Raw genomic sequence first — 20,901 nt, forward strand, 5'->3', positions numbered from 1 at the left:
TTCTAAAGCTGAATTCAAAAAGAGCTGCAGTTAGGACAAGTCAGCCCTGCAGCTCTTTCATCATGTCTTACAGCTGTGTCTCGTTTTTTATCTGTACTGGTTGTACCTGTACAGATTCTTTTCTTCCAAAGTATTGTGCCCATTTTCCTTTAACGCCCTCCAATAAAGGTGTAGAGGCTTCTTTAATGGCACAGTATTTATCAACCATCGTTACAATATAGCTTTCTTTATATTTTGGCGGAGCAATAGTTGCTCCCCACATATGCTTGATGATGATGTCACGTTCCAAGTCAGATAAGTCTGTAATTTTTTCTGCATTTCTGGCAGCAATCCTTGGATGCATATATGCATGAGAGCCTTCATCAAATTTAGTTGTACGCCAGTCATAATAAAACAAATCATGAAGCAGTCCAGCTCTTGCTGTCGCTCTGGCATCACCATTCCATCGTTTGGCAAGCTTGTAACTGTTGTAAGAAACACTGATACAATGCTCTAAACGAGTAGAATTTATATGTTGAATGTAATTTCCCAACCTCTGTACTTCTTCAGTTGCCAATAAATCTTCTACATAAGACATATATTCTTTATCTTCAGTCCAATTTTCTGTCATAGATATGGGTTCCACCTTTTTTGAAGTTAATTCACTAAACTTGTGAAAAGTATAGCACCCTTTTTTTAAAAATACTAGATTATTTAAAAGACGTAAAAAAAGCTTAATATTTATCCTTTATGGTAATGACTTCACTAGGATTATTAAAAATACTTTATGGTAGAGCAGTCTTCAAACATGCAGGGTTGACAGTCCATTGAATTGAAATATCTATCTATTATTTATTTTTCCAAATCCATTTCAATGCTTCCTTTTCGAATTTCTTCACAAACTCATCCTTATAAGCCATGTATCCGTCAATATCTGTCGGATTTTGATTGGCTGCCTCCATTTTTATTGCACCATATTCTGAAGCAACTTTCGGATGTGTACGTAAATAATCTCTAAACGCAACATGTCGTCCTATTTCTTTCAGATTATCATATTGATAAGCATGTACTTGATGGGTACGCTCATCTCCGCCTTTTTGAAAGTACCTTCTTCCCGGCAACCCATACTCTCCCCAGCATTCATAGCCAAGCTCCGCCATATTATTAATGTATTGATCCAGCTGATTTATATCATCAACAATTAATGAGATATCAATGACTGGTTTTGCTGCTAAATTAGGAACAGAAGTACTTCCAATATGAATGATGTTTATAATCAAAGCTGCAGGAAGAACCTCTGTAATCTTTTTCTTCTCCTCTAAAAATTGACTTGGCCAAAACGGATTATATGGAACGACTTCAATTTTTCTTACCAATTTATTTCCACCTCTTTTAAAAAAACACCAACAACTCTTTGATTTCAAAAAAGAAGTTGTTGATGTATGACTTATTTGTTTTCAGATAGTTGGAACGTTGTTCTAGCCAACTCCTCTTTCAAAATTACTTCCAGCTTTAGATATCCATTAACTTTTTCATTAAATTAAAAACTCTGATATTTTCTGATTCGCAGCAGCCTTCATACAACGCGGCTTCCAGTAATTCTTTCATAACAGTTTCATACTCTTCATTTGATTCCGTTCCAGCACCATAGATTAAACGAAAAGATTTAGTCTCTGTTTGGAATCCCCATAAAACAATCCTGTTACATTTCATCCGGGGCATGAAGTCCCAGCAAACGCAAGTCCTCTTTAAGTAATACAGCCATTGCTGAAACAAGAGCAAGACGAGCTTCTTTTTGTTCATCCTCAGCCAAGATTTTTACATGAGCATAGTATTTATTAAAAGCTTGAGCCAGCTGAATAGCATGCTTGGCAATCACAGAAGGTTCATATTTTTCAGCAGCCTGCAAAACAGTTTCCGGGAATTTTTGCAATAATTTAATTACTTCCCAACTGTCTTTGTCATTCAAACTATAGTCATCAGACCCATTCGCTTTAAAGTCCGCTTTTCTCAAAATACTCATGGCTCTTGCATGTGTATATTGAACATACGGTCCTGTTTCACCCTCGAATCGAACCACTTCATCTAAGACAAAATCAAAATTATTCAGGCGGTCATTTTTCAGATCATGGAAAATAACAGCCCCAATTCCGACTTGTTCTGCTACTTCCCGTCGATTTTTCAAACTAGGATTTTTCTCAAGTATTTGCTGTTCCGCAGATTCCACTGCTTCATTCAGTACTTCTTCCAAGAGAACAATTTTTCCTTTACGGGTTGAAAGCTTCTTACCGCCTTGAGTAATTAACCCGAAGGGGACATGATGCATATCATCAGACCAGTCAAAGCCCATTTCCTTTAATACTGCTTTAAGCTGTCTGAAATGATTAGACTGTTCGTTTCCTACAACATAGACTGATTGCGCAAAATTGTATGTCCGTTTTCTATAAACGGCAGCCGCCAAATCTCTGGTAATATAAAGTGTTGCCCCATCTGATTTACGAATTAAAGCAGGATTTAAGTTATAAGCTGTTAAATCAACAATGTCTGCACCCTTGTCTTCTTTTAACAAGTGCTTTTCTTCCAATAATGTAACGATCTCATCCATTTTGTCATTGAAAAATGCTTCTCCATTGAAAGAGTCAAAAGAAACTTCCAGCATATCATAGATTTTATTGAATTCCTTTAATGATTCATCTCTGAACCATTGCCACAGCTGAATAGCTCCTTCATCTCCATCTTCAAGCTTTTTAAACCATGCTCTTGCTTCTTCTTCCAATTCTGGTTCTGTTTCTGCTGCCTCATGAAAATGAACGTATAAACGCAGAAGCTCATTAATTGGTTCCTCTTTCACAGCTTCTTCTGAACCCCATTTTTTATATGCAACAATCAATTTTCCGAATTGTGTTCCCCAGTCGCCCAGATGATTAATCTTGACAGGCTTATAGCCGATTTTTTCGAGAATATTTGCAATTGCATTTCCAATTACTGTAGACCGAAGATGCCCCATCGAAATAGGCTTGGCAATATTTGGAGAAGACATATCGATTGTAATATTTCCGTTATTTCCAATTGAAGCCTCACCAAAGTCAGCCCCTTTTTCAATAACTTCTTTGATTACTGATCCACTGACTACTTTTTTATTCATGAAAAAATTTAGATATGGACCAACCACTTCAATTTTTTCGAATGAAGCTGGATCTATTTTTTCTGCCAGCTCTGCTGCAATCTGCTGAGGTGCTTTTCTGAAAACCTTCGCCAGTGAAAAAGCCGGAAAGGCAACATCTCCATGATCTGATGTTTTGGGATTTTCCAGCAGACTTAAGACCTGCTCAAAACTCAATTCTTCTTTTACAGCAGTGAAGATCGCTTCTGCTACAATTTGCTTATTGTTCATTTATTTCCCTCCTAAATATAAATAAAAAACGCCTCTAATAAATCCATTAAAGGATTATTAGAGACGAGAAATTCCCGCGGTACCACTCTGATTGTCTGTCTATAAACAGACCTGCTTTGACAGATAACGGCTGTCAGCCGACTGCTTTTATTCAGTAACTACAAAGTGCGCTTCCCAATTTCCTCCATTCCCGGCTTACACCTTCCCGGGATCGCTGATCTGAATGCCGAAACTAGTACTCTCTTTGACTGTAAATTTTCTATTCAATTCATTGCAAAGTATAGCAAAAAATTTGCTCCTTGGCTAGAGGCTGTCTGAAAACTATTGAGGAAAACGGGTTGTCAACGCTTTTCCAACCAGACGCGTTTGTATCGAGAATCGAACACGATCCTCGAAGCATGGAGGGGCTTTACTCCTACGCTTCTTCGAATGCTCGTCGCATGTCTTAGGGGCATGTAGGAACTTGCTCCTACAGTTTCTTCAAATGCTCGAATCATACAAAGACTGGAACACCGTTTATTCGGTTTTAGGGATCTCAGACATACTTTTGTCACAGTCCCATATATATTGGCGTGTGTCTTATGACTTTTTGCATAACTTGCTCCTGCGATTACTCGTCGCATGAAGGGCCTTGCTCCTGCGATTACTCGTCGCATGAAGGGCCTTGCTCCTGCGATTACTCGTCGCATGAAGGGCTTTACTCCTGCGATTACTCGTCGCATGAAGAGATTTGCTCCTGCGATTACTCGTTGCATGAAGGGCTTTGCTCCTGTGCTTCTTCTGCTGCTAAAAACTGAGGCCCGGCACTGCATTTAAATGATAATCTGCAAACTTGCCTTTTTTCTGTTCAATAAACGCTGCGGCTCCAATCATTGCCGCATTATCTCCACAAAGCTTTAATGGCGGGATGATCAGCTGAACATTTGGAAGCTGATCTGCTGTTTCCTGTTCCAATACTGTCCTCAAGCCCTGATTTGCGGCAACTCCTCCTGCCACAATCAGCTGCTTTACCTGATACTCCTGACAGGCTCGTATTGTCTTGGAAACTAAAACTTCAATTACGCTAGCCTGAAAACTAGCAGCTAGATCTTCTTTATTCAACACTTCTTCACGTTGTTCTGCATTATGAACGGTATTGATAAAAGCACTCTTTAGTCCGCTGAAGCTGAAATCATAATTAGATTCTTTCATCATTGCTCTTGGAAAATGAAAAGTATCTGACCCTTGATGGGCCAATATATCAATTTCTCTTCCACTTGGATAGGCAAGACCAAGTACTCGTCCAACTTTGTCATAGGCTTCCCCGGCAGCATCATCTCGTGTTTCACCGATAATTTCGTACTCGCCATCTTCTTTCATATAGACAAGCTCCGTATGTCCGCCGCTGACCAGCAAAGCCATTAACGGAAATTCCAAAGGCTGTACCAGTTTTGCAGCATATATATGACCTGCCATATGGTTGACAGGAACCAGCGGCAAGTCATGAGCCCAAGCAAAGGCCTTGGCTGCCGACACGCCAATCAGCAAAGCACCAACTAATCCCGGACCATAAGTAACAGCAACCGCAGAAAGTTCATCCGGCGAAACGGCTGCTTCTGTCAACGCTTCATCTATGCAAATAGTAATTTGTTCTACATGATGACGGCTGGCCACTTCAGGAACAACACCGCCAAATCTCTGATGGCTTTTAATTTGAGAAGCAATAACATTGGAAAGAATTTCACCGCCGTTTTTTATGACAGAAACACTCGTTTCATCACAGCTGCTTTCGATAGCCAAAAGCAAATTGTTTTCTTTTTCAGAAACAGTCATTTAATTCAACTCCTCCATTCTCATTTCCATCACCATTCCATCTTCAGTTGGCTGATGATAATAATTTTTTCGTTTGCCAATCTGCCGGAAGCCAAGTGATTTATAGAGTTTTTTTGCAGGCTCATTCGATTCTCTGACCTCCAGAAAGACTGTTTTCACACCACTTTCTTTCATACATTGAATGACACTCTTTAACATCCTTTTGCCAACACCGCTGCTTTGTCTGGATTTTTCAACCACCACATGTGTGATATCCGCTTCATCAAACGTCTGATAATAGCTCACAAAACCTAACCAAACCTCATTTGCAGTATAAATCAGGTAATGACTGTTGGGTTGAGAAATGTCTTCTTTAAATTGATCCTTTGTCCAGGGAGAGCCATGGAAGTAACTGTTTTCACTTAACAGCCACAGCTTTTCTTCTGATTGAGAGACACTTGGCAATTCTTTTAATTCACTCATCATTTACACATCTCACAAGTCCATTTTCATTTCCAGTGCATGCTCGCCATCATCATAATAGCCCTCAGTGATTTTATTGGATGAAAATCCCAACTTACGATAGATTCCCTGAGCATGTTTATTGCTCAGCCTCACTTCCAATGACATATTTGTACATTGATGATTTTTAGAGAAGGCTATCGCTTCTTTTAATAAGTATACAGCAATCCCTTTTCCCTGTTCTTTTTTTGCCACTGCAACATTTGTAATGTGTCCATCCGCTTCAATGACCCTACAGCCGATGAATCCGACAGTTTTCCCCTCTTTTTGAACAAGGATATATAAATGCGGATTTTTTGAATGCAGTTCATTCAAAAACGCAGAGCGTGTCCAGGGAACCTCTCCTTCATAGACTTCTCGTTCAATCATCAGAAGATCCTTGATATCATCCTGCGTAATTTCTCTTACAAAGTATTCATTGTTTCCAATCGCAATAACAGCACTTTCATACTCTTTCGGCAGTTCCTTTTTTCCAAATAATTTTTCTATAAAATTAAATTTTTTCAACATAGTTCTCATCTCCCGGAAAATGATCTTTCAACCAGTTTTCTTCAGCTTCCACCCGTTTAAGATATTCGGGCAGAAAGTGATGAACTTCTTTTACTGGTTCCTTACCAGCCCCTAATTGAGCCAAAACAGCTCCAGAAGGAATCTGCCACTGAGGATGCTTATTTATTTCAGCATTGTCCAACTTCTCTTCAATAGTTATTCGAAATTTCTCAACATCTTCCCCAACAAAATAGATGGATGGAAAATCTTTTAATTTTTCAAGCCATTGATTCATTGAGATATGCTGATCAGGGATCACTGTTTCCCAATTTTCATTTACTTTGTCATATTGATAAGCACCACTGTAGACATTGTTTCTCCGCGCATCGAATAGAGGAACAATCAGACTATCCATGTTCAGGCAGTTAGCTGCTAAAGTCAACAAACTGGAAATCCCCACCAAATCAATCGATAAAGAATAAGCCAGAGTTTTGGCTGTGGTTACTCCAATTCTCAAGCCTGTGTATGAGCCGGGTCCCTGAGCTACCACAATTCGATCCAGATCCTTTGGCTTCAGTTGACTATCCTCCATCACTTTCGATATTGCCGGCATTAATGTTGTACTGTGATTTTTCTGTACAGTGCTGGTATATGCACCTAGTATTCGGTTGTTTTCACATACAGCTACACTTAATGTTTGATTTGATGTATCAATTGCTAAAATGCGCACAAAAAATCCGCCTTTCCCTCTTGTTGTCGATTTATTGTAGCATATTTTTGATTGAAGGTAAAAAAACAAAAAACATCTTTTTTAAAGGTTGAACTGGTTACAAAATATGCCCTGATTTATCTGCTTATTTTTATTTATAAGTTAAGTATTCTTCATGTCTTTCCATTCAACAGCTATGGTATAATAAAACGAAAAGTCTTTTTCAAGGAGGAATAATAATGGGAATTATTAAAGCAGCAATTGATTCAGTTACTGGCGGCTTGGCAGATCAGTGGGTTGAAATTATTGAACCAAGTGATATGTCAGATACTACTGTCATGACTAAAGGTATTTTTGCCAGAAAAAATGATCGTCGGGGATCAAATACTAAAGGAACAAGTGACGTAATCACAGACAATTCTGTTGTCCACGTATATCCTAATATGATGATGATCCTTGTAGATGGCGGAAAAGTCATCGACTATACAGCAGAAGAAGGCTATTATATCGTTAAAAATGATTCTGCCCCTTCTCTATTTAACGGAAGTCTGAAAGAAGCTGTTAAGGAAACCTTCAGCCGGGTAAAATTTGGCGGAACAACTCCTCAAAAACAACAAGTTTATTATATCAATTTACAGGAAATCAAAGGAATCAAATTCGGTACTTCTTCACCAATTAACTATTTTGATAACTTTTATAACGCAGAGCTGTTTTTAAGAGCTCATGGAACCTATTCAATTAAGATTACTGATCCTCTGCTGTTCTTCACCAATGCGATTCCAAGAAACAAAGACCGGGTTGAAATCAGCGATATCAATGAACAGTATTTGGCAGAATTTTTAACAGCTCTTCAATCAGCTATCAATAAAATGTCAGCTGACGGTGAAAGAATTTCCTATGTCCCTTCAAAAAGTATGGAGCTGAGCAGCTATTTATCCAATATTTTGGATGATAACTGGCGTGCTTTGAGAGGAATGGAAATTGTTTCGGCGGCAGTCTCCAGTATCTCCTATACAGATGACTCTACAAAACTGATTAACATGAGAAATCAGGGAGCAATGCTAGGTGATGCTAGTGTACGTGAAGGATATGTTCAAGGCTCTATAGCTCGTGGAATAGAGGAAGCCGGGAAAAACCCTGGTGGTTCAATGTCCGGGTTTATGGGAGTCGGCATGGGGATGAATACTACCGGGAACTATTTCAGTCAAGCCTCTCAAACAAATCAGCAGCAGATGCAACAGCAGCAAGCTGCCCAACAAAATCAGGCAGCTGAAAATAGCACCGGCGGCAGTTGGGTCTGCCCTCAGTGTGGTACTGAGAACACCGGAAAATTCTGTTCTAACTGCGGGACACCTAAACCGACAGATGAAAAACCAAAATTAGAAATGAAATGCAGCGAATGTGGGGAAATTGTTGATTTAGCAGGCGGGATTCCTAAATTCTGCCCTAATTGCGGCAAACCTTTCCAAGGTGTCCCTATTTAATTTTTGGATATGCAGCATACTTGAAAGAGGAGCAGTGAACATTTCCTGCTCTCTTTCTTATTAACGATAGAAAGGGAAATTGCAATGGACTCTTTTACTCATAAATGCCCTAATTGCGGCGGTCCGCTGTTATTTGATCCGAAAGATCAAAAATTTCATTGTGAATATTGCTTAAATATTTATACAGAGGAAGAAGTTACTGCTTATGAGCGGGCACAGCGTGAGGCAAAGCTGGAAGAAAATACGAACAATTCAGCAAACGATACTACTCAACCAATCGAAACACCTGATTCTTCAGATAGTCAGACACAACAGGCTGAATCTGAAAATATGGAACTTTTTATTTGTAACAGCTGTGGTGCTGAAATCGTTACTGATGCAACCACAGCAGCAACATACTGTTATTACTGTCATAATCCAGTCGTTCTTTCCGGCAGACTCAGCGGAAAATTTTTACCTGACAAAGTGCTGCCTTTTTCCATTGAAAAAGAAGAAGCTGTTGAACAATTTTTAGCTTGGACTAAAAAGAAGTGGTTTATTCCTAAAGATTTTTTCAACAAACAGCAGATTGAAAAATTGACTGGCGTCTATTTTCCCTATTGGTCTGTTGATTCTGAGATTAGCGGAGAAATGGATGCAGCTGGAACAGCGATTCGAATTTGGCGGGTTGGAGATATTGAATTTACTGAAACAAAGCAATTTGCAGTAGGAAGAAAAGGAAAATTGAACTTTCGGGAGCTGCTGAAAAATGCTTTATCTAAAAATACTCAGCAAAAAATGATGGAGGGGGTTCAGCCCTTCCCGATCAATCAAGCTGTTGATTTTAAAAGCCAATATCTGGCAGGGTTTCAAGCCGAGAAAAGGGATATTGAATATGAAGCAATCAAAGATCAGGTAAACAAGGAACTGAAGGGTTATTCGGAATCTTTGCTAAAAGATTCCGCAGTAGGTTATACAACGCTCTCAAATGTCCGAACATCCATTTCTGTTGACAGGCAAAAATCCAATTATGTCTTACTTCCGATGTGGCTGGTCACGTATCGTAATCAATCCGGCGGTGATCAGGTTTATTACTACGCAATGAACGGTCGAACAGGTAAAGTGAACGGTGTACTGCCAATCAGCGGCAAACGATTAGGCTTGTTCAGTTTGGGTATGTTTGCAGTTCTTCTGATTCTCTTTTTGATTGGGGGCTACATGATATGAGAAAGCACTTTATACTTTTTATAGCGCTGATCGGCTCTTTGTTTCTGCTCCCTTCCTTTGCTCTAGCTGGAAATAATACCGTTGATGATCAGGCAGGATTGCTGACTGCTGAACAGATTCAACAATTGAATAAAGCAGCGGAAGAAATCGAAACGAAAGCAAAAGCCTCAGTCTTTATAGTGACTAATACAACGAATACAGATGATTCTACCCGTTTTGCCGACTTGTATATGATGGACAGAATTGGAAAAAACGAGAATGGGATCACCTTCTATATTGATATGAACAACCGGAAATTTATTATTTCCACTTCCGGCAACATGATTGACTACATGACTGACAGCAGAATCGAAAACACCCTAGATGATATAGAGCCTTACATGATCGATGGGAACTACTTTCAGGCAGCACAAAGCTTCCTGAAAAATGTCAGCCGTTACGTTGATGCCGGAGTTCCTAAAGGGCACTACCGAATTGACAGTGAAACCGGGAAAATTACGTATTATAAAACATTGACTATAACCGAAATTATTATTGCAGTTGCTGCAGCTCTGGTTATTACAGGAATTTTTGTCGGAATTGCTGTTTCGCGCTATCGCCTGAAATTTGATTCCTACAATTATCCATATCGTGAGAAATCCGCTTTGCAGCTTACTAGTAAAGAAGATCGTCTCACAAATTCATTTGTTACACAGCGAAGAATTCCAAAAAGCAATGGCGGCTCCGGCGGCAGCAGTGGTGGTGGTGGAAGTACTACCCACTCGACCGGTGGAGGAACCTTCGGCGGCGGAGGCAGAAGCTTTTAAAAAATAAAAGTAGTTGGCTAAAATAGAAAGAAAGGATTTCTCTATCAAGGACAAGAGAAATCCTTTCTTTCTATTTGTACTTCTTAATTTGACTCTTCCTCAAATTTCTTCAAAGTGTCTCAATACATAATCTTCTGCTTGTCTTGACCAAATTCCTTGATTTTCTGCCACAATTTTAGCCAATTCGTTGTCAAGATCTTCCAGCTCAGATAATTCTGTACGTTCAAAATTTTTATGTGTATAAACAAGCTTTTTCCCGCCGCCTACTTCCGGCTGATTAAGCGTTGTTTCTCCTACCGCATTTAGCCCCAATATATGTGTAACAACATTGGCAACATTTACTTTTTTGGCTTCAATTAATTCGACTGCTTTTCGCATATCCTCTGTGTTGCCCCCGGAAGTTCCAACATAATGGGTGAAGGAATAATGCAGATCATAAAAGTTGATTTCTGCTGAAAAAGTTTTATCCTGTGGTCCAGCAAAGAAATTCAAACAGCCATCAGGATTCAGCAGTGCTGACGCTTCACTCAGGACTTTAGACACCGGAATCATCACAAAGATATCATCAAATTTCCCTCCGACTGTCTTTTTCAAGAATTCAGTCTGATCTGACTCATCTTTCACATTTACATAAAATACTTCAATCCCATTTTGGCTTGGGTAAAGTGCTTCCGCCCGCTTTAGTTTTTCTTCATTCACATCGGTAACAACGATCTTTTTCGGGTTGACGGGCCCATGAAGTGCATAGTCAATCGCCAACAGCCCCATTGGTCCGGTACCTCCCATAATTAATAATGTTCCATCCTCTTTAATTCCCATTTTATGTTCATAGCTGTTATCAATTAGATGATAGTTCGCTTCAAAAGCACCTATAACGCAGGACAATGGTTCAATCAACGAACCTTCAAAATACGTTTCGCCATTATAAGGAATTAAACAATCCTGTACCATAACGTCTTTTGACAAGATAATGTACGTCGCATCTCCGCCCATAAATGGATATGAGTACCCTGGACAATCCGGGCGATCCGGCAACTGTAAATTTGCCTGAACAACATATTTTTCACCCGGTTTGTATTTACTTTGCCAGCTTGCACCTACCTCTAAAATCTCACCACAGAATTCATGTCCAACAATAATTGGCTGTTCTGCCAAATTATCCGGCGCCTTTTTGTGATCTGCTCCCTGGTTTGACAGTTTCCATGTGGACATACAAATGCTGTCGGTAATAACTGAAGCCAGTATTTCATCTTCATTAATTTTTGGCAGTTCAAATTCTTCCAGACGAAGATCTTTTTTCCCATATAGTCGCACTGCTTTTGTCTTCATTTTTCTTATGCTTCCCTTCTACTGTAAAATACCTGCACCATAACCAATAATTCCAATTGCAAATAAAATAAAGATTAATAAGATTGGACTGATTTTTTTCTTCAACAATTTCATCATCAGCAAAGTTAATCCCAGTGCCAGCAAGCCCGGAACTAAGTCGTCCAAAATATTTTGAACAGTCGTTACAACCATTTCTCCATCTGTTCCCGGTGTTTCTGAAACAACTAAAGGAATGTTGATAGTGGTCCATTTAGTTACTAGAACACCCATAATAAACAGCCCAAGTATTGTTGCTCCTTCCGTTAATTTCTGCAGAAGACTGCCAGATAAATCCTGAACAATGTCCAGACCTTTTTTAAAGCCATAGGTCAAACCGAACCATTTCATTGCCAGACGAACCGTGTTAAAGGCAATAAAGAAAATTACAGGACCTAGTATACTTCCAGTCAAAGCCAATGAAGCACCGATTGCAGCTGTAATGGGTCGTAAAGTTCCCCAGACTAACGGATCGCCGACACCGGCCAGAGGGCCCATCAATCCAACCTTCAAACTGTTAATTGTTCCGTCATCAATATCAGCTCCGCTGGCTTTTGCCTCTTCCATGGCGATGGTCACACCAATAACCGGACCGCAGACTGCAGGAGTCGTATTAAAAAAAGTCAGATGTCTTTTTAATGCTTCTGCCTGCTCCTCTTTCGTTTTATACACTCGCTTTATCGTTGGAATCATATCTACACAAAAAGCCAGGGCATGGATTCTTTCATAGTTGAATGAAGCCTGTTGGAAATTTGAAAAAACAAAGGTCGTAAGTAAATCTCTTTTTGTAATTAAAGACTGTATTTGTTTTTCTGTATTTACTTCTGTTTCTGCTGCTTCCATTACTCTTCCTCCTTAATCTTCCAGTTCATCTTCTGCTATAGAAGAAATACCAGCTGCTGCTACCGTTGCTTCAGACTGAGGCTGTCCCTGCTGTCGAAAATTTGGATTCAGCTGAACGTAGACAAGTGCATTAATCAGACCCACCACCCCAAAGGAAAGCAGACTAAAATCCAGATAACCGCCTAAAACAAACCCCAGATAGAAAAACGGCATTAGGTATTTTACACTCATCATGTTTAGAACCATTGCATATCCAACAACAACAATAAAGCCCCCTGCTGCTGCAAGTCCGCCTGTCACAACCTCTGGAATCATGGATAACATACTATCAACCATTTCTGCACTGACAAATGCCGCCACAATAGTAGCCGGAACAGCCACCCGCATTGCCTGAACAAACAGTGCACTGAAATGCAGGAAAATAATTTTGTTAAATGCCGCTTTCTCCGCTTCTCGATCTGCAGCATGTTGAAAAGCAACAGTAATTGTTCGAGCGATGACAGTTAACACCTGTCCAGCTGCTGCAACCGGCAATGCAATCGCAATTCCAGCTTGAATATCCTGCTGCCCCACAACAACTAAAATAGTTGAGATTACACTTGCCAATGCAGAATCAGGTGATTGAGCTGCACCAATATTCATCCAGCCTAATGCAATCAGTTCCAGAGTACCGCCTAAGATAATACCTGTTGTCATATCTCCTAAAATCAATCCTGTTACTGTACAGGCAATTAACGGTCGATGTGTCTGAAATTCATCCAAAACACTGCCCATCCCTGAAACAGCTGAAAAAACAAAGATTAGAATAATTTGAATTACTGAAAGTTCCACCTTTTCTCCTCCTCATAAAATATATTTGTAAGCATCAAATTTGATACAAGTACTTGATCATCGATAATTAAATAAAATAACTAGTAGTCTTTCCCTCCTTGATTCCCGGTGAAGCCGCCTGGCAACGAGCAGTACGACGGTCAATTGATGATTCTTAAAATCAACGAAGGTGCTTTCTCTCCCATGCTTTTTACAATACAGCCTCACTCAATTTAGCTTCAAAGTTTATCTTTGGATCTGTTGCAACCACCCGACAATCCAGTTCGACCCCTGCACGTTTCAACTTCTTAAATGCCTCCACATCTTCAGCACTGACTGAAATCGCCTTGGTTATCTGCGTTTTTCCAGTCTTAAATTGCATTCCTCCAATATTGATTGACGTTATGGGAACTCCTCCTTCAACAAGTTCAAAAACTTCACTTGGATTTGTAAATAAATAAAAAACTGTTTCCTCATCATATTTCGGATTATTAAAAACTTTAATTGCTTTTTCAACATCCACAATATTCACTTTAATTCCCGGAGGTGCCGCCTGCTTCACAAGTGTTTTTCGAATGGTATCTTCGTTCACTTCTTTGCTCACAACAATGATCCGGCCCGCACCTGCTTCTTTTGCCCAGACTGTTGCAACCTGTCCATGAATCAGACGATCGTCAATTCTTGCCAATTTAATTTTCATTAAAAATCTTCCTCCTCCTCTTCTTCTTCTATTTTTCCACTAAAAGATTGTACCGTTTCCTCTGCCATTTTTTTTACTATGCATACGATTTCATTTATCGGCAGTGTTTCAATCAAGCTTGCTATTTCCAAAACTAATGGTAACGACATGCCTGACAAGACTTGAATATTCTTTTTCGGTTCTTTCATCGCCAGACTGCAGCTTGCATTATAGGGCGTGCCGCAAAAGAGATCAGCCAGAATTAATGTTTCTCCTGTTGTCTGATTCAGGACATTGCTCAACTTCTCTTCCAAACTCTCCAATCCATCCTGCTGATCAAAAGCAACTGGGTAAAATCGGTCTACTGTTCCAAATATCATTTCCAGAGAATGCTTCATTTCCACCGCCAAACGTCCATGAGCAACCAGAATTACATTTGCCATTTTAGTTTCTCCTATCCTCTTGTTTTTCCTCCAGCTACATTGATCGTAACCCCGCTGATATAACTTGCCTTGTCTGAAATCAAGTACGCTACTGTGTCAGCGATCTCAGATAATTTCCCGCTCCTTCCCAAAGGAATCGTACTGGTTTGACTGTAGCCTTTTCGAATATCCTCAACCGTTTTCCCCCTGGTGTAAGCTAATGCGGTTTCATAATTCAGTGTTCTAAGACCGGTCTCTTCCATGATCCCCGGTGCAATACCAACTACACGAATTCCTTCTTTTCCCAGTTCCTTTGCCCATGATCGTGTAAAGCTGTTCACGGCCGCCTTTGTTGCCGCATAACAGCTCTGGCCTTCAGAGCCTTCGAGCCCAGCTTCAGAAGACATATTGATTATGACCCCTTTTTTCTGTTTTACCATTACTCTACCTGTCAGCTGGCTAACCAGATAAACCCCTTTTTGATTAATGCTGGTCATCTTTTCAAACAGCTCATCTGTCAGTTCATATTCACTATGTTCTTTTTTATCAGCCAGCAATGCTGGAACATTCACACCAGCATTATTAACCAGAGCATCAATTCTTCCATACATGCTTATTGTAAAATCAACCAGCTGCTTTACAGATTCCCTAGAGGTTACATCGGTCCGCACAAAATGAAGATTTTCATGATAATAATCCCCCTCATTTATATCTCCATTAATAACAAAAGCACCCAGTTCGCATAATTCCTCAGCAATTGCTGCCCCAATACCAGATGAAGCTCCAGTAACAATTACGACTCTTTTTTCAATATTCAACCAGTTCATTTCACAGCCTCTTTTCACATTTGATATTTACGATCAACATTTGTGATATCACATTTTTATTATATGATCATAAATTCACAATGTCAACCACTTTTTTCACATTTGATTTCAAGAAATCACAAACGATGCTATCTTTATCTTTTTTGATAAAATAAAAAGTGCTTAGTCTGATACATAGACTAAACACTTTCAAACTTATTTTTTATCATGCGGATTATTCCATCTTAAGAACTTTCACAGCTGTTTCTTCTGTTGTAACCAACGTTGTAAGAAGCTGTCCTTTTAACGCAGCTTGAATACTTCCAACTTTTTCATCCGATTCTGCAATTCCAATTCGTTGAGGTACCTTTTTTAGTTGCTTCATTGATATGCCAATAATACGATCGTTAAGGTTGCTGTCAATCGTATTTCCGGAATAATCAAAGAAACGGGAGAGAATATCACCAGCAACTTCTTTTGTTTCCAACTCCTTCATTACATCTTCTCCATAGAACCCTTTCCATCTGTCATTTTCACTCATACTTGGACTGCCGATACCAAAAACTGCAATATCAAGCTCTTTCCATAGATTGGATAATTCCTGATTGAAAGAATTTTTCATTAAAGCTGTCTGCAATTCTTTTGTCTCTGTTACAGCAGGCGAGTCAATCATCAGCGCATTACAGCCGATTTTTTTAGATGCAGCATAGGCAATAGTGTTCACATGATACGCACTGGCAAGCTTCCCGGAAGGTCCTCCAATCATGGGAAGACAAGTTACTTCGTTTAATTCAATGTTGCCCATTTCTTCAACCATGGCTGCCAGTGCATGCCCCCAGGAAAAGCCGATTTTCATTCCATTTAATAACAAGCCTAAAAAATATTCTCCGGCTGATTTCCCTAAGATTTGTTCTTTTTGCTGAGCTGATAAATCTGATGCAACAGGAACTACAATCGCCTTCTCCAAACCAAATCGCTTTTCCAGCTCCTGCTCCAATGAATAACTGCCGGATTTATCATAATTGATCGTAATTTGAACAATCCCTTCTTCTCTGGATCGCTTTAACAGCCGGCTGATTGTTGTTCTATGGATATTTAGTTCTTTTGATATTTGGCTTTGCTTTTTATCTTCCTGATAATACATTTCTGCAATTCTTATCAATAATTTTTCTTCATCCATGGTTCTTCTCCTTTTCTTGCTCTCAGAAAAACTATACCACACGATTCACATTCGTGAAAGGGAAATATCATTTGTAAATTTCATTGAGTATCTTTTTGTAAAAGTCAACAAGCATTAACAACTACAAAAAAATTGAAAAGTTATGCTCCACAACTAAAAATTTCCCGTTTCAAGACTACCTCAAATAATTAGGTGAGCCGACTTCTAATCTATTTTGAAGGTTTCGAAATCCATTATTTATCTGAAGCCTATCAGGTCGTCTTACTTCTGTATTCTGTTATAATAAGCTTAATAAAAACAGGTATTCCAAAGGAGTTTATTCAGATGTCTAATAAAAAATCTGTTTTAAAGAAAAAAGTTACGGTTAATAATCGTACAGGGAAGAATTTTGATATAGGTTATAGGATAGGAGAACAACTTGTTTTACATACTACCAACTTGTTAGGCTTGAAAAAACAGCTGTCTGATAAGGATGCCAAAAGAGCGGTCGACTATTTTGAAAAATATTGTCCCTCAATTAATGAAGAAATCAAAGGTTTTATGGAGAGAACAGGGCTTACTCCAAATGAATTTTTCTTTTATCACTACAGCATTACTACCCCTGGATGCAGCCAATTTGCAAGTCATTCATTGAATGGTGAAACCAAGCATCCAATTGTGATGAGAAATTATGATTTTGATGCAGAAAGTGAGGATTTTTGTCTGGTTCATTATACAAATACAGGAGCAAATCATTTTATCGGAACAAGTATGCTGCTTTTCGGTATTGATTGTGGTGTAAATGAGCATGGATTATCTGTCAGCATGTCTGCCTGTGGTTCTCCAGTCGGTCCTTTTCGGAAGCCAAAAGTTGAGGGCTTGAGATTTTGGATTGCCATTCGATTAATTTTAGAAACCTGTTCCACTGTCCAAGAGGCAAAAGTATTATTAGATGAGCTGCCAATCGGTGATAATGTCAATTATCTGTTGGCAGATAAAAATGGCGATCTGCTGCTTTATGAAATAGTAGATGGAATGAAAGAAGACCGAGCAGTAACAAAAGGAAGTCCTGAAAACCATCTTTTTGTAACAAATCATCCTATACTTCCTTTTATAAAAAAAGAAGACCCTTATGCAAAAGAAAATTCCATTAATCGATATAAGTTATTAGAAGATTTCGCTAAGAAAAACACTATCGTTACTCGAGATAATTTATTTAATTTCTTCTTAACTCCTTACCCCAATGGGCTTTGCTGCTTTTACTTTGACGATTATTTCGGTACAACCAAAACTGCTTTACTAGACAGCGCTGACAATTCTATTGAAATTTGCTGGGGAGGACGTAAAGAAAATGGGCTATTCAAATACAAAGTAAATGATACATTTGCAGATGAAATAATTGAGATCGAATTGACTAATGAACCTTCACCTAGAAATATGTTTGCTACAGTGGCATTAATCTGACGTACTATTCGAAGAGGATATCATATTCCCATTATAAGAAACACATCAAATACTACAGATAAAAAAGAGAGTGAGACAGAAATAAAATTCCAAACTCTCTTCGTATCTAACCCCGAATAAACGGTGGTACAAAAGCAACTCCTTCGGAATTAAGCCGAACTATCCTGAAAATATGAGAAACTATTTTCGGATATTCCTTCTTAATTCTCGGAGCTGATCGCTTTTGTCCCAACCTCTTTTTATACTATGGAATTGCCCCTTTTTGTCCTCTGGACCAAAAAGTAAAATAAAAAAGCCCTCTAAGGCTTGATATCATTGAAATAATTCAGACACATGGTGGCACCTGCTTAGTGCTGCTTCCTTCCAGATCTGACACGCTTCACTGGCCCACCATTGTCCTGCCTTTCGGCTTTTATAGTATACCGCATTTTTATTTCGTTGGCTAGTCTTTCTTTTGTTTTTTTAATTCTTTCTTTTTTTGTCGAAGCTCTCTAAAAAAATCAGTCAACAGCTGTCCGCATTTTTCTCCCAAAATACCGCTCTCTACATAAGCAGTATGATTAAAACGTTCATCATCCAGCAGATTCATGAATGTTCCTGCTGTTCCTCCCTTGGGATCAGGAGCTCCATAATAAACTTCATCGACTCTGGACAAAAGCATAGCACCGCTGCACATTGGGCAAGGCTCCAATGTCACAAAGAGTTGTGCTCCCTCCAGTCGCCAGCTGCCCACATGCTTACATGCCTCTTCAATCGCAAACATTTCTGCATGTGAAGCTGCCTGTTGTGTATGCTCTCTAAGATTATAGCCTCTTCCAATAATCTCTCCATCCAAAACTATAACCGCTCCAATCGGAACCTCATCAATAGAAGCAGCTTTTTCTGCCATACGAATAGCTTTATTCATATAATATTCTTTATTAGTCAACGTCAGTTCTGACAGTTGTTCTTTCATCATTGTCCCTCCGCTAATTTCCACAATACCTGTTTTATTATACTGATTGACAGGACAGCTGTCTATTCTCTTTCTCTGTAAAAAGAAAGACAGAAGCAAATACCTTTCCAGCATTCTTTCTGTCTAAAAATTTCTATTAATTTTGCAGTAAATCTTCCAAGAATGAAGTGAATTTATCTTTCATTCCGCCTGCGTTATCCTTAAGTTTATCTGCATACTCAGAAGTCTTATCGCGACCTTCTTTTACTTTATCCAATAAATTTAGGATTGAGTCCAGCTCATCATCTGAAAGATGATCGACAACCTCCATTACCTTTTCATTGCCGCCAAATCTATCGTTAACGATTTTTTTAGCTTTGCAGCGATTTGATAATTGAGAAACCTTTTTAATAATTTTTTCTGAAGCAGTTACAGCAACTACTACACTTGCCACAGCAGCAATACTTAGTCCGACAGTTATTTTTGTTGATGCTTTCATTGTATCGTCTCCCTGCTAATTAAATTTACATTAATCATAACATAAAGCCAAAATACAACACAGTAATTCAACTGATTCTTAGTTAATTTCTGCGATTATTTCCACTAAACAGGAGAATTAAACGTAACAGCTGAAGAAAAGTGGAAAGAGCTGCTGCAACGTACGTAAGCGCCGCTGCTAACAAAACCTTTCTAGCCATAGGTACTTCTTCTTCTGTTAACAAGTTCCCATCAGATAAGATTTTCAACGCTCGTTTTGATGCATTAAATTCAACCGGCAAAGTGACCAGTTGAAATAGTAAGACCAATGAAAAAGCAAGGATACCAATATTAATCAACGTTTGATTCCAGCTCAGCAGCACACCAATCATAATGATTGGAAATGACAGCATGGAACCAAAATTTGCGACTGGAACAATCGCAGCTCTGATTTTTAAAGGGCTGTACCCTGTGTGATCCTGAACAGCATGACCACATTCATGGGCTGCAACACCAATTGCTGCTACAGAAGTGGATTGAGCAGTCGCAGCAGATAAACTGAGTATTTTTTTTCCTGAATTATAATTATCTGTTAAATGACCGGAAATTTGCTGCACACCAACATCTCCAATATGTTCAGACTGCAGAATAAACTGTGCAGCTCTCGTTCCTGTAACATTATTTCTACTCTTCACCTGATCGTATTTTTTAAATGTACTGTTCACATAAGCTGAAGCAATCATGGAAATAACCAGTCCGATAATTACCAGAAAATAGGATGGATGAAAAAAACCGTATATCGGCAACATAGTAAATGCCTCCTTTCTTTGACCTTATTTTACCATGACGGCATGAAAAAAGTATGATTTAACATCTGATTTTTTTAAGAGGCACCTTGTCTGAAGTCTTCACTCAAGCAATGCTACATACGAATCAAAATATCGTTCAATAAAATGGATTGCATCTTCAATCTGTTCCTTTGAAAAACGAACTGAATAAGAAGCTGTCACCCACTTCTCTTCCACATCATCTCTTCGATGAACTATCGCAATTATTTCTCCTTCAAATTCTTTCAAGAGCTCTGACATATCCAAAATATAGACATCTTATTCTTCGCCATCATCGCCGATAACTCCTTCAACATAGCCATAATTAATTGGGTAGATATGCATGTATGCTAATAAAGTAGACACTATTTAAGAAAGGACTTTTGATTATGGGAGACAAACGTAAAACAAAGCGAAAGTTTGACGAGGAATTAAAAAAATCAATCGTAAAACTTTATGAAAGTGGAAAATCACAAAACGCATTAGCTAAAGAATATGGTATTGCCCTATCTTCTGTCACTCGATGGGTGAAACAATATTCTGAAGTTAAAATCGATGACAATACGATCCTCACAGCTCGTCAGTTTAAACAGCTTCAGAAAAGAAATCTCCAAGAGGTATCAATTCACAGCTAGTCATATTATGACTAGTGTTCCTTGACAATTTTCGTATATTCCGACGTATTGTCATAAATCACTACGATTGACTTGTCAGAGTATATGATGCATGTTACCC

24 protein-coding genes, 1 other RNA gene and 2 pseudogenes are annotated in these 20,901 nt (G+C 38.9%); 6 read left to right on the forward strand and 21 right to left on the reverse strand.

Features of this window, described 5'->3' with window-relative positions:
- Positions 1 to 67: 67 nt before the first annotated feature.
- From LI951_RS02100 to tsaB, 9 genes are all read right to left on the reverse strand, one after another.
- The gene (locus LI951_RS02100; RefSeq protein WP_202068518.1) at positions 68 to 610 is read right to left on the reverse strand and encodes an HD domain-containing protein; all 543 of its coding nucleotides are present in this window, start codon (positions 608 to 610) and stop codon (positions 68 to 70) included.
- Positions 611 to 827: 217 nt separating this feature from the next.
- On the reverse strand, positions 828 to 1,355 hold the full coding sequence (locus LI951_RS02105; RefSeq protein WP_229441115.1) for a GrpB family protein: 528 nt from the start codon (positions 1,353 to 1,355) through the stop codon (positions 828 to 830).
- Positions 1,356 to 1,491: 136 nt separating this feature from the next.
- Positions 1,492 to 1,692, reverse strand: a complete 201-nt coding sequence (locus tag LI951_RS02110) for a hypothetical protein (RefSeq protein WP_229441116.1) — start codon at positions 1,690 to 1,692, stop codon at positions 1,492 to 1,494.
- Entirely contained in the window at positions 1,682 to 3,373 is a 1,692-nt protein-coding gene (argS, locus tag LI951_RS02115; protein ID WP_202068520.1) for an arginine--tRNA ligase, read from the reverse strand. The genes LI951_RS02110 and argS overlap by 11 nt, the downstream gene beginning before the upstream one ends.
- A gap of 341 nt (positions 3,374 to 3,714) precedes the next feature.
- Positions 3,715 to 4,128 carry a hypothetical protein gene (locus LI951_RS02120; protein ID WP_229441117.1) on the reverse strand — a complete coding sequence of 138 codons (414 nt, stop codon included), beginning with the start codon at positions 4,126 to 4,128 and terminating at the stop codon, positions 3,715 to 3,717.
- Positions 4,129 to 4,159: 31 nt separating this feature from the next.
- A complete protein-coding gene (tsaD, locus tag LI951_RS02125) occupies positions 4,160 to 5,185 on the reverse strand; it encodes a tRNA (adenosine(37)-N6)-threonylcarbamoyltransferase complex transferase subunit TsaD (RefSeq protein WP_202068521.1) in 1,026 nt (341 codons plus the stop codon).
- Positions 5,186 to 5,650 (reverse strand): ribosomal protein S18-alanine N-acetyltransferase, encoded by a 465-nt coding sequence (rimI, locus tag LI951_RS02130; protein WP_229441118.1) that lies wholly within the window; start codon positions 5,648 to 5,650, stop codon positions 5,186 to 5,188.
- A 9-nt stretch (positions 5,651 to 5,659) separates the two neighbouring features.
- Entirely contained in the window at positions 5,660 to 6,196 is a 537-nt protein-coding gene (rimI, locus tag LI951_RS02135) for a ribosomal protein S18-alanine N-acetyltransferase (RefSeq protein ID WP_202068524.1), read from the reverse strand.
- Positions 6,180 to 6,905 carry a tRNA (adenosine(37)-N6)-threonylcarbamoyltransferase complex dimerization subunit type 1 TsaB gene (gene tsaB / locus LI951_RS02140; protein WP_202068526.1) on the reverse strand — a complete coding sequence of 242 codons (726 nt, stop codon included), beginning with the start codon at positions 6,903 to 6,905 and terminating at the stop codon, positions 6,180 to 6,182. The genes rimI (LI951_RS02135) and tsaB overlap by 17 nt, the downstream gene beginning before the upstream one ends.
- Positions 6,906 to 7,123: 218 nt before the next feature.
- On the opposite strand from tsaB, the gene LI951_RS02145 reads away from it, so the two are divergent.
- The 4 genes and pseudogenes from LI951_RS02145 to LI951_RS02155 all read left to right on the forward strand — a co-directional run bounded on the left by LI951_RS02145 (position 7,124) and on the right by LI951_RS02155 (position 10,380).
- On the forward strand, positions 7,124 to 8,368 hold the full coding sequence (locus tag LI951_RS02145; protein ID WP_229441119.1) for an SPFH domain-containing protein: 1,245 nt from the start codon (positions 7,124 to 7,126) through the stop codon (positions 8,366 to 8,368).
- Between the two features lie 84 nt (positions 8,369 to 8,452).
- Positions 8,453 to 8,597: pseudogene (locus tag LI951_RS15300) on the forward strand (TFIIB-type zinc ribbon-containing protein); the annotation flags it as partial.
- 101 nt (positions 8,598 to 8,698) lie between these two features.
- Positions 8,699 to 9,574 (forward strand): annotated as a pseudogene (locus LI951_RS02150) (TFIIB-type zinc ribbon-containing protein); the annotation flags it as partial.
- Positions 9,571 to 10,380, forward strand: coding sequence for a TPM domain-containing protein (locus LI951_RS02155; protein WP_202068530.1), 810 nt, complete (start codon positions 9,571 to 9,573; stop codon positions 10,378 to 10,380). The pseudogene LI951_RS02150 and the gene LI951_RS02155, both read left to right, overlap by 4 nt.
- Before the next feature lie 99 nt (positions 10,381 to 10,479).
- Here LI951_RS02155 and LI951_RS02160 read toward each other — a convergent pair whose 3' ends face one another.
- The 7 genes from LI951_RS02160 to LI951_RS02190 form a co-directional block, all read right to left on the reverse strand.
- Entirely contained in the window at positions 10,480 to 11,709 is a 1,230-nt protein-coding gene (locus LI951_RS02160) for a zinc-binding dehydrogenase (RefSeq protein ID WP_229441121.1), read from the reverse strand.
- Between the two features lie 18 nt (positions 11,710 to 11,727).
- Positions 11,728 to 12,588, reverse strand: a complete 861-nt coding sequence (locus LI951_RS02165; RefSeq protein WP_202068532.1) for a mannose/fructose/sorbose PTS transporter subunit IID — start codon at positions 12,586 to 12,588, stop codon at positions 11,728 to 11,730.
- 12 nt (positions 12,589 to 12,600) lie between these two features.
- The gene (locus LI951_RS02170) at positions 12,601 to 13,419 is read right to left on the reverse strand and encodes a PTS mannose/fructose/sorbose transporter subunit IIC (protein WP_229441122.1); all 819 of its coding nucleotides are present in this window, start codon (positions 13,417 to 13,419) and stop codon (positions 12,601 to 12,603) included.
- A 190-nt stretch (positions 13,420 to 13,609) separates the two neighbouring features.
- On the reverse strand, positions 13,610 to 14,098 hold the full coding sequence (locus LI951_RS02175; RefSeq protein WP_202068537.1) for a mannose/fructose/sorbose PTS transporter subunit IIB: 489 nt from the start codon (positions 14,096 to 14,098) through the stop codon (positions 13,610 to 13,612).
- Positions 14,098 to 14,520, reverse strand: coding sequence for a PTS sugar transporter subunit IIA (locus LI951_RS02180; RefSeq protein ID WP_229441123.1), 423 nt, complete (start codon positions 14,518 to 14,520; stop codon positions 14,098 to 14,100). Before LI951_RS02180 ends, LI951_RS02175 begins: the two co-directional genes overlap by 1 nt.
- An 11-nt stretch (positions 14,521 to 14,531) precedes the next feature.
- Positions 14,532 to 15,326 carry an SDR family oxidoreductase gene (locus LI951_RS02185; protein WP_202068539.1) on the reverse strand — a complete coding sequence of 265 codons (795 nt, stop codon included), beginning with the start codon at positions 15,324 to 15,326 and terminating at the stop codon, positions 14,532 to 14,534.
- Positions 15,327 to 15,540: 214 nt separating this feature from the next.
- Positions 15,541 to 16,485, reverse strand: a complete 945-nt coding sequence (locus tag LI951_RS02190; RefSeq protein ID WP_229441124.1) for a sugar-binding transcriptional regulator — start codon at positions 16,483 to 16,485, stop codon at positions 15,541 to 15,543.
- Positions 16,486 to 16,809: 324 nt separating this feature from the next.
- On the opposite strand from LI951_RS02190, the gene LI951_RS02195 reads away from it, so the two are divergent.
- Entirely contained in the window at positions 16,810 to 17,928 is a 1,119-nt protein-coding gene (locus LI951_RS02195; protein ID WP_229441125.1) for a C45 family autoproteolytic acyltransferase/hydolase, read from the forward strand.
- A gap of 311 nt (positions 17,929 to 18,239) precedes the next feature.
- Here LI951_RS02195 and ffs read toward each other — a convergent pair.
- From ffs to LI951_RS02220, 5 genes are all read right to left on the reverse strand, one after another.
- An RNA gene (ffs, locus tag LI951_RS02200) (signal recognition particle sRNA small type) lies at positions 18,240 to 18,338 on the reverse strand.
- Positions 18,339 to 18,370: 32 nt separating this feature from the next.
- Positions 18,371 to 18,883, reverse strand: a complete 513-nt coding sequence (gene tadA, locus LI951_RS02205; protein ID WP_229441126.1) for a tRNA adenosine(34) deaminase TadA — start codon at positions 18,881 to 18,883, stop codon at positions 18,371 to 18,373.
- 136 nt (positions 18,884 to 19,019) lie between these two features.
- A complete protein-coding gene (locus tag LI951_RS02210) occupies positions 19,020 to 19,361 on the reverse strand; it encodes a hypothetical protein (RefSeq protein WP_229441127.1) in 342 nt (113 codons plus the stop codon).
- A gap of 82 nt (positions 19,362 to 19,443) precedes the next feature.
- On the reverse strand, positions 19,444 to 20,148 hold the full coding sequence (locus LI951_RS02215; protein ID WP_229441128.1) for a zinc metallopeptidase: 705 nt from the start codon (positions 20,146 to 20,148) through the stop codon (positions 19,444 to 19,446).
- Between the two features lie 99 nt (positions 20,149 to 20,247).
- The gene (locus LI951_RS02220; protein ID WP_324254757.1) at positions 20,248 to 20,433 is read right to left on the reverse strand and encodes an Inorganic pyrophosphatase; all 186 of its coding nucleotides are present in this window, start codon (positions 20,431 to 20,433) and stop codon (positions 20,248 to 20,250) included.
- A 122-nt stretch (positions 20,434 to 20,555) separates the two neighbouring features.
- Here LI951_RS02220 and LI951_RS02225 point away from each other — a divergent pair, with 122 nt between their 5' ends.
- The gene (locus LI951_RS02225; RefSeq protein ID WP_229441129.1) at positions 20,556 to 20,801 is read left to right on the forward strand and encodes a transposase; all 246 of its coding nucleotides are present in this window, start codon (positions 20,556 to 20,558) and stop codon (positions 20,799 to 20,801) included.
- Positions 20,802 to 20,901 lie beyond the last annotated feature (100 nt).

The sequence above is a fragment of the Enterococcus sp. BWT-B8 genome, from assembly GCF_020567625.1.
GTDB lineage: Bacteria > Bacillota > Bacilli > Lactobacillales > Enterococcaceae > Enterococcus_L.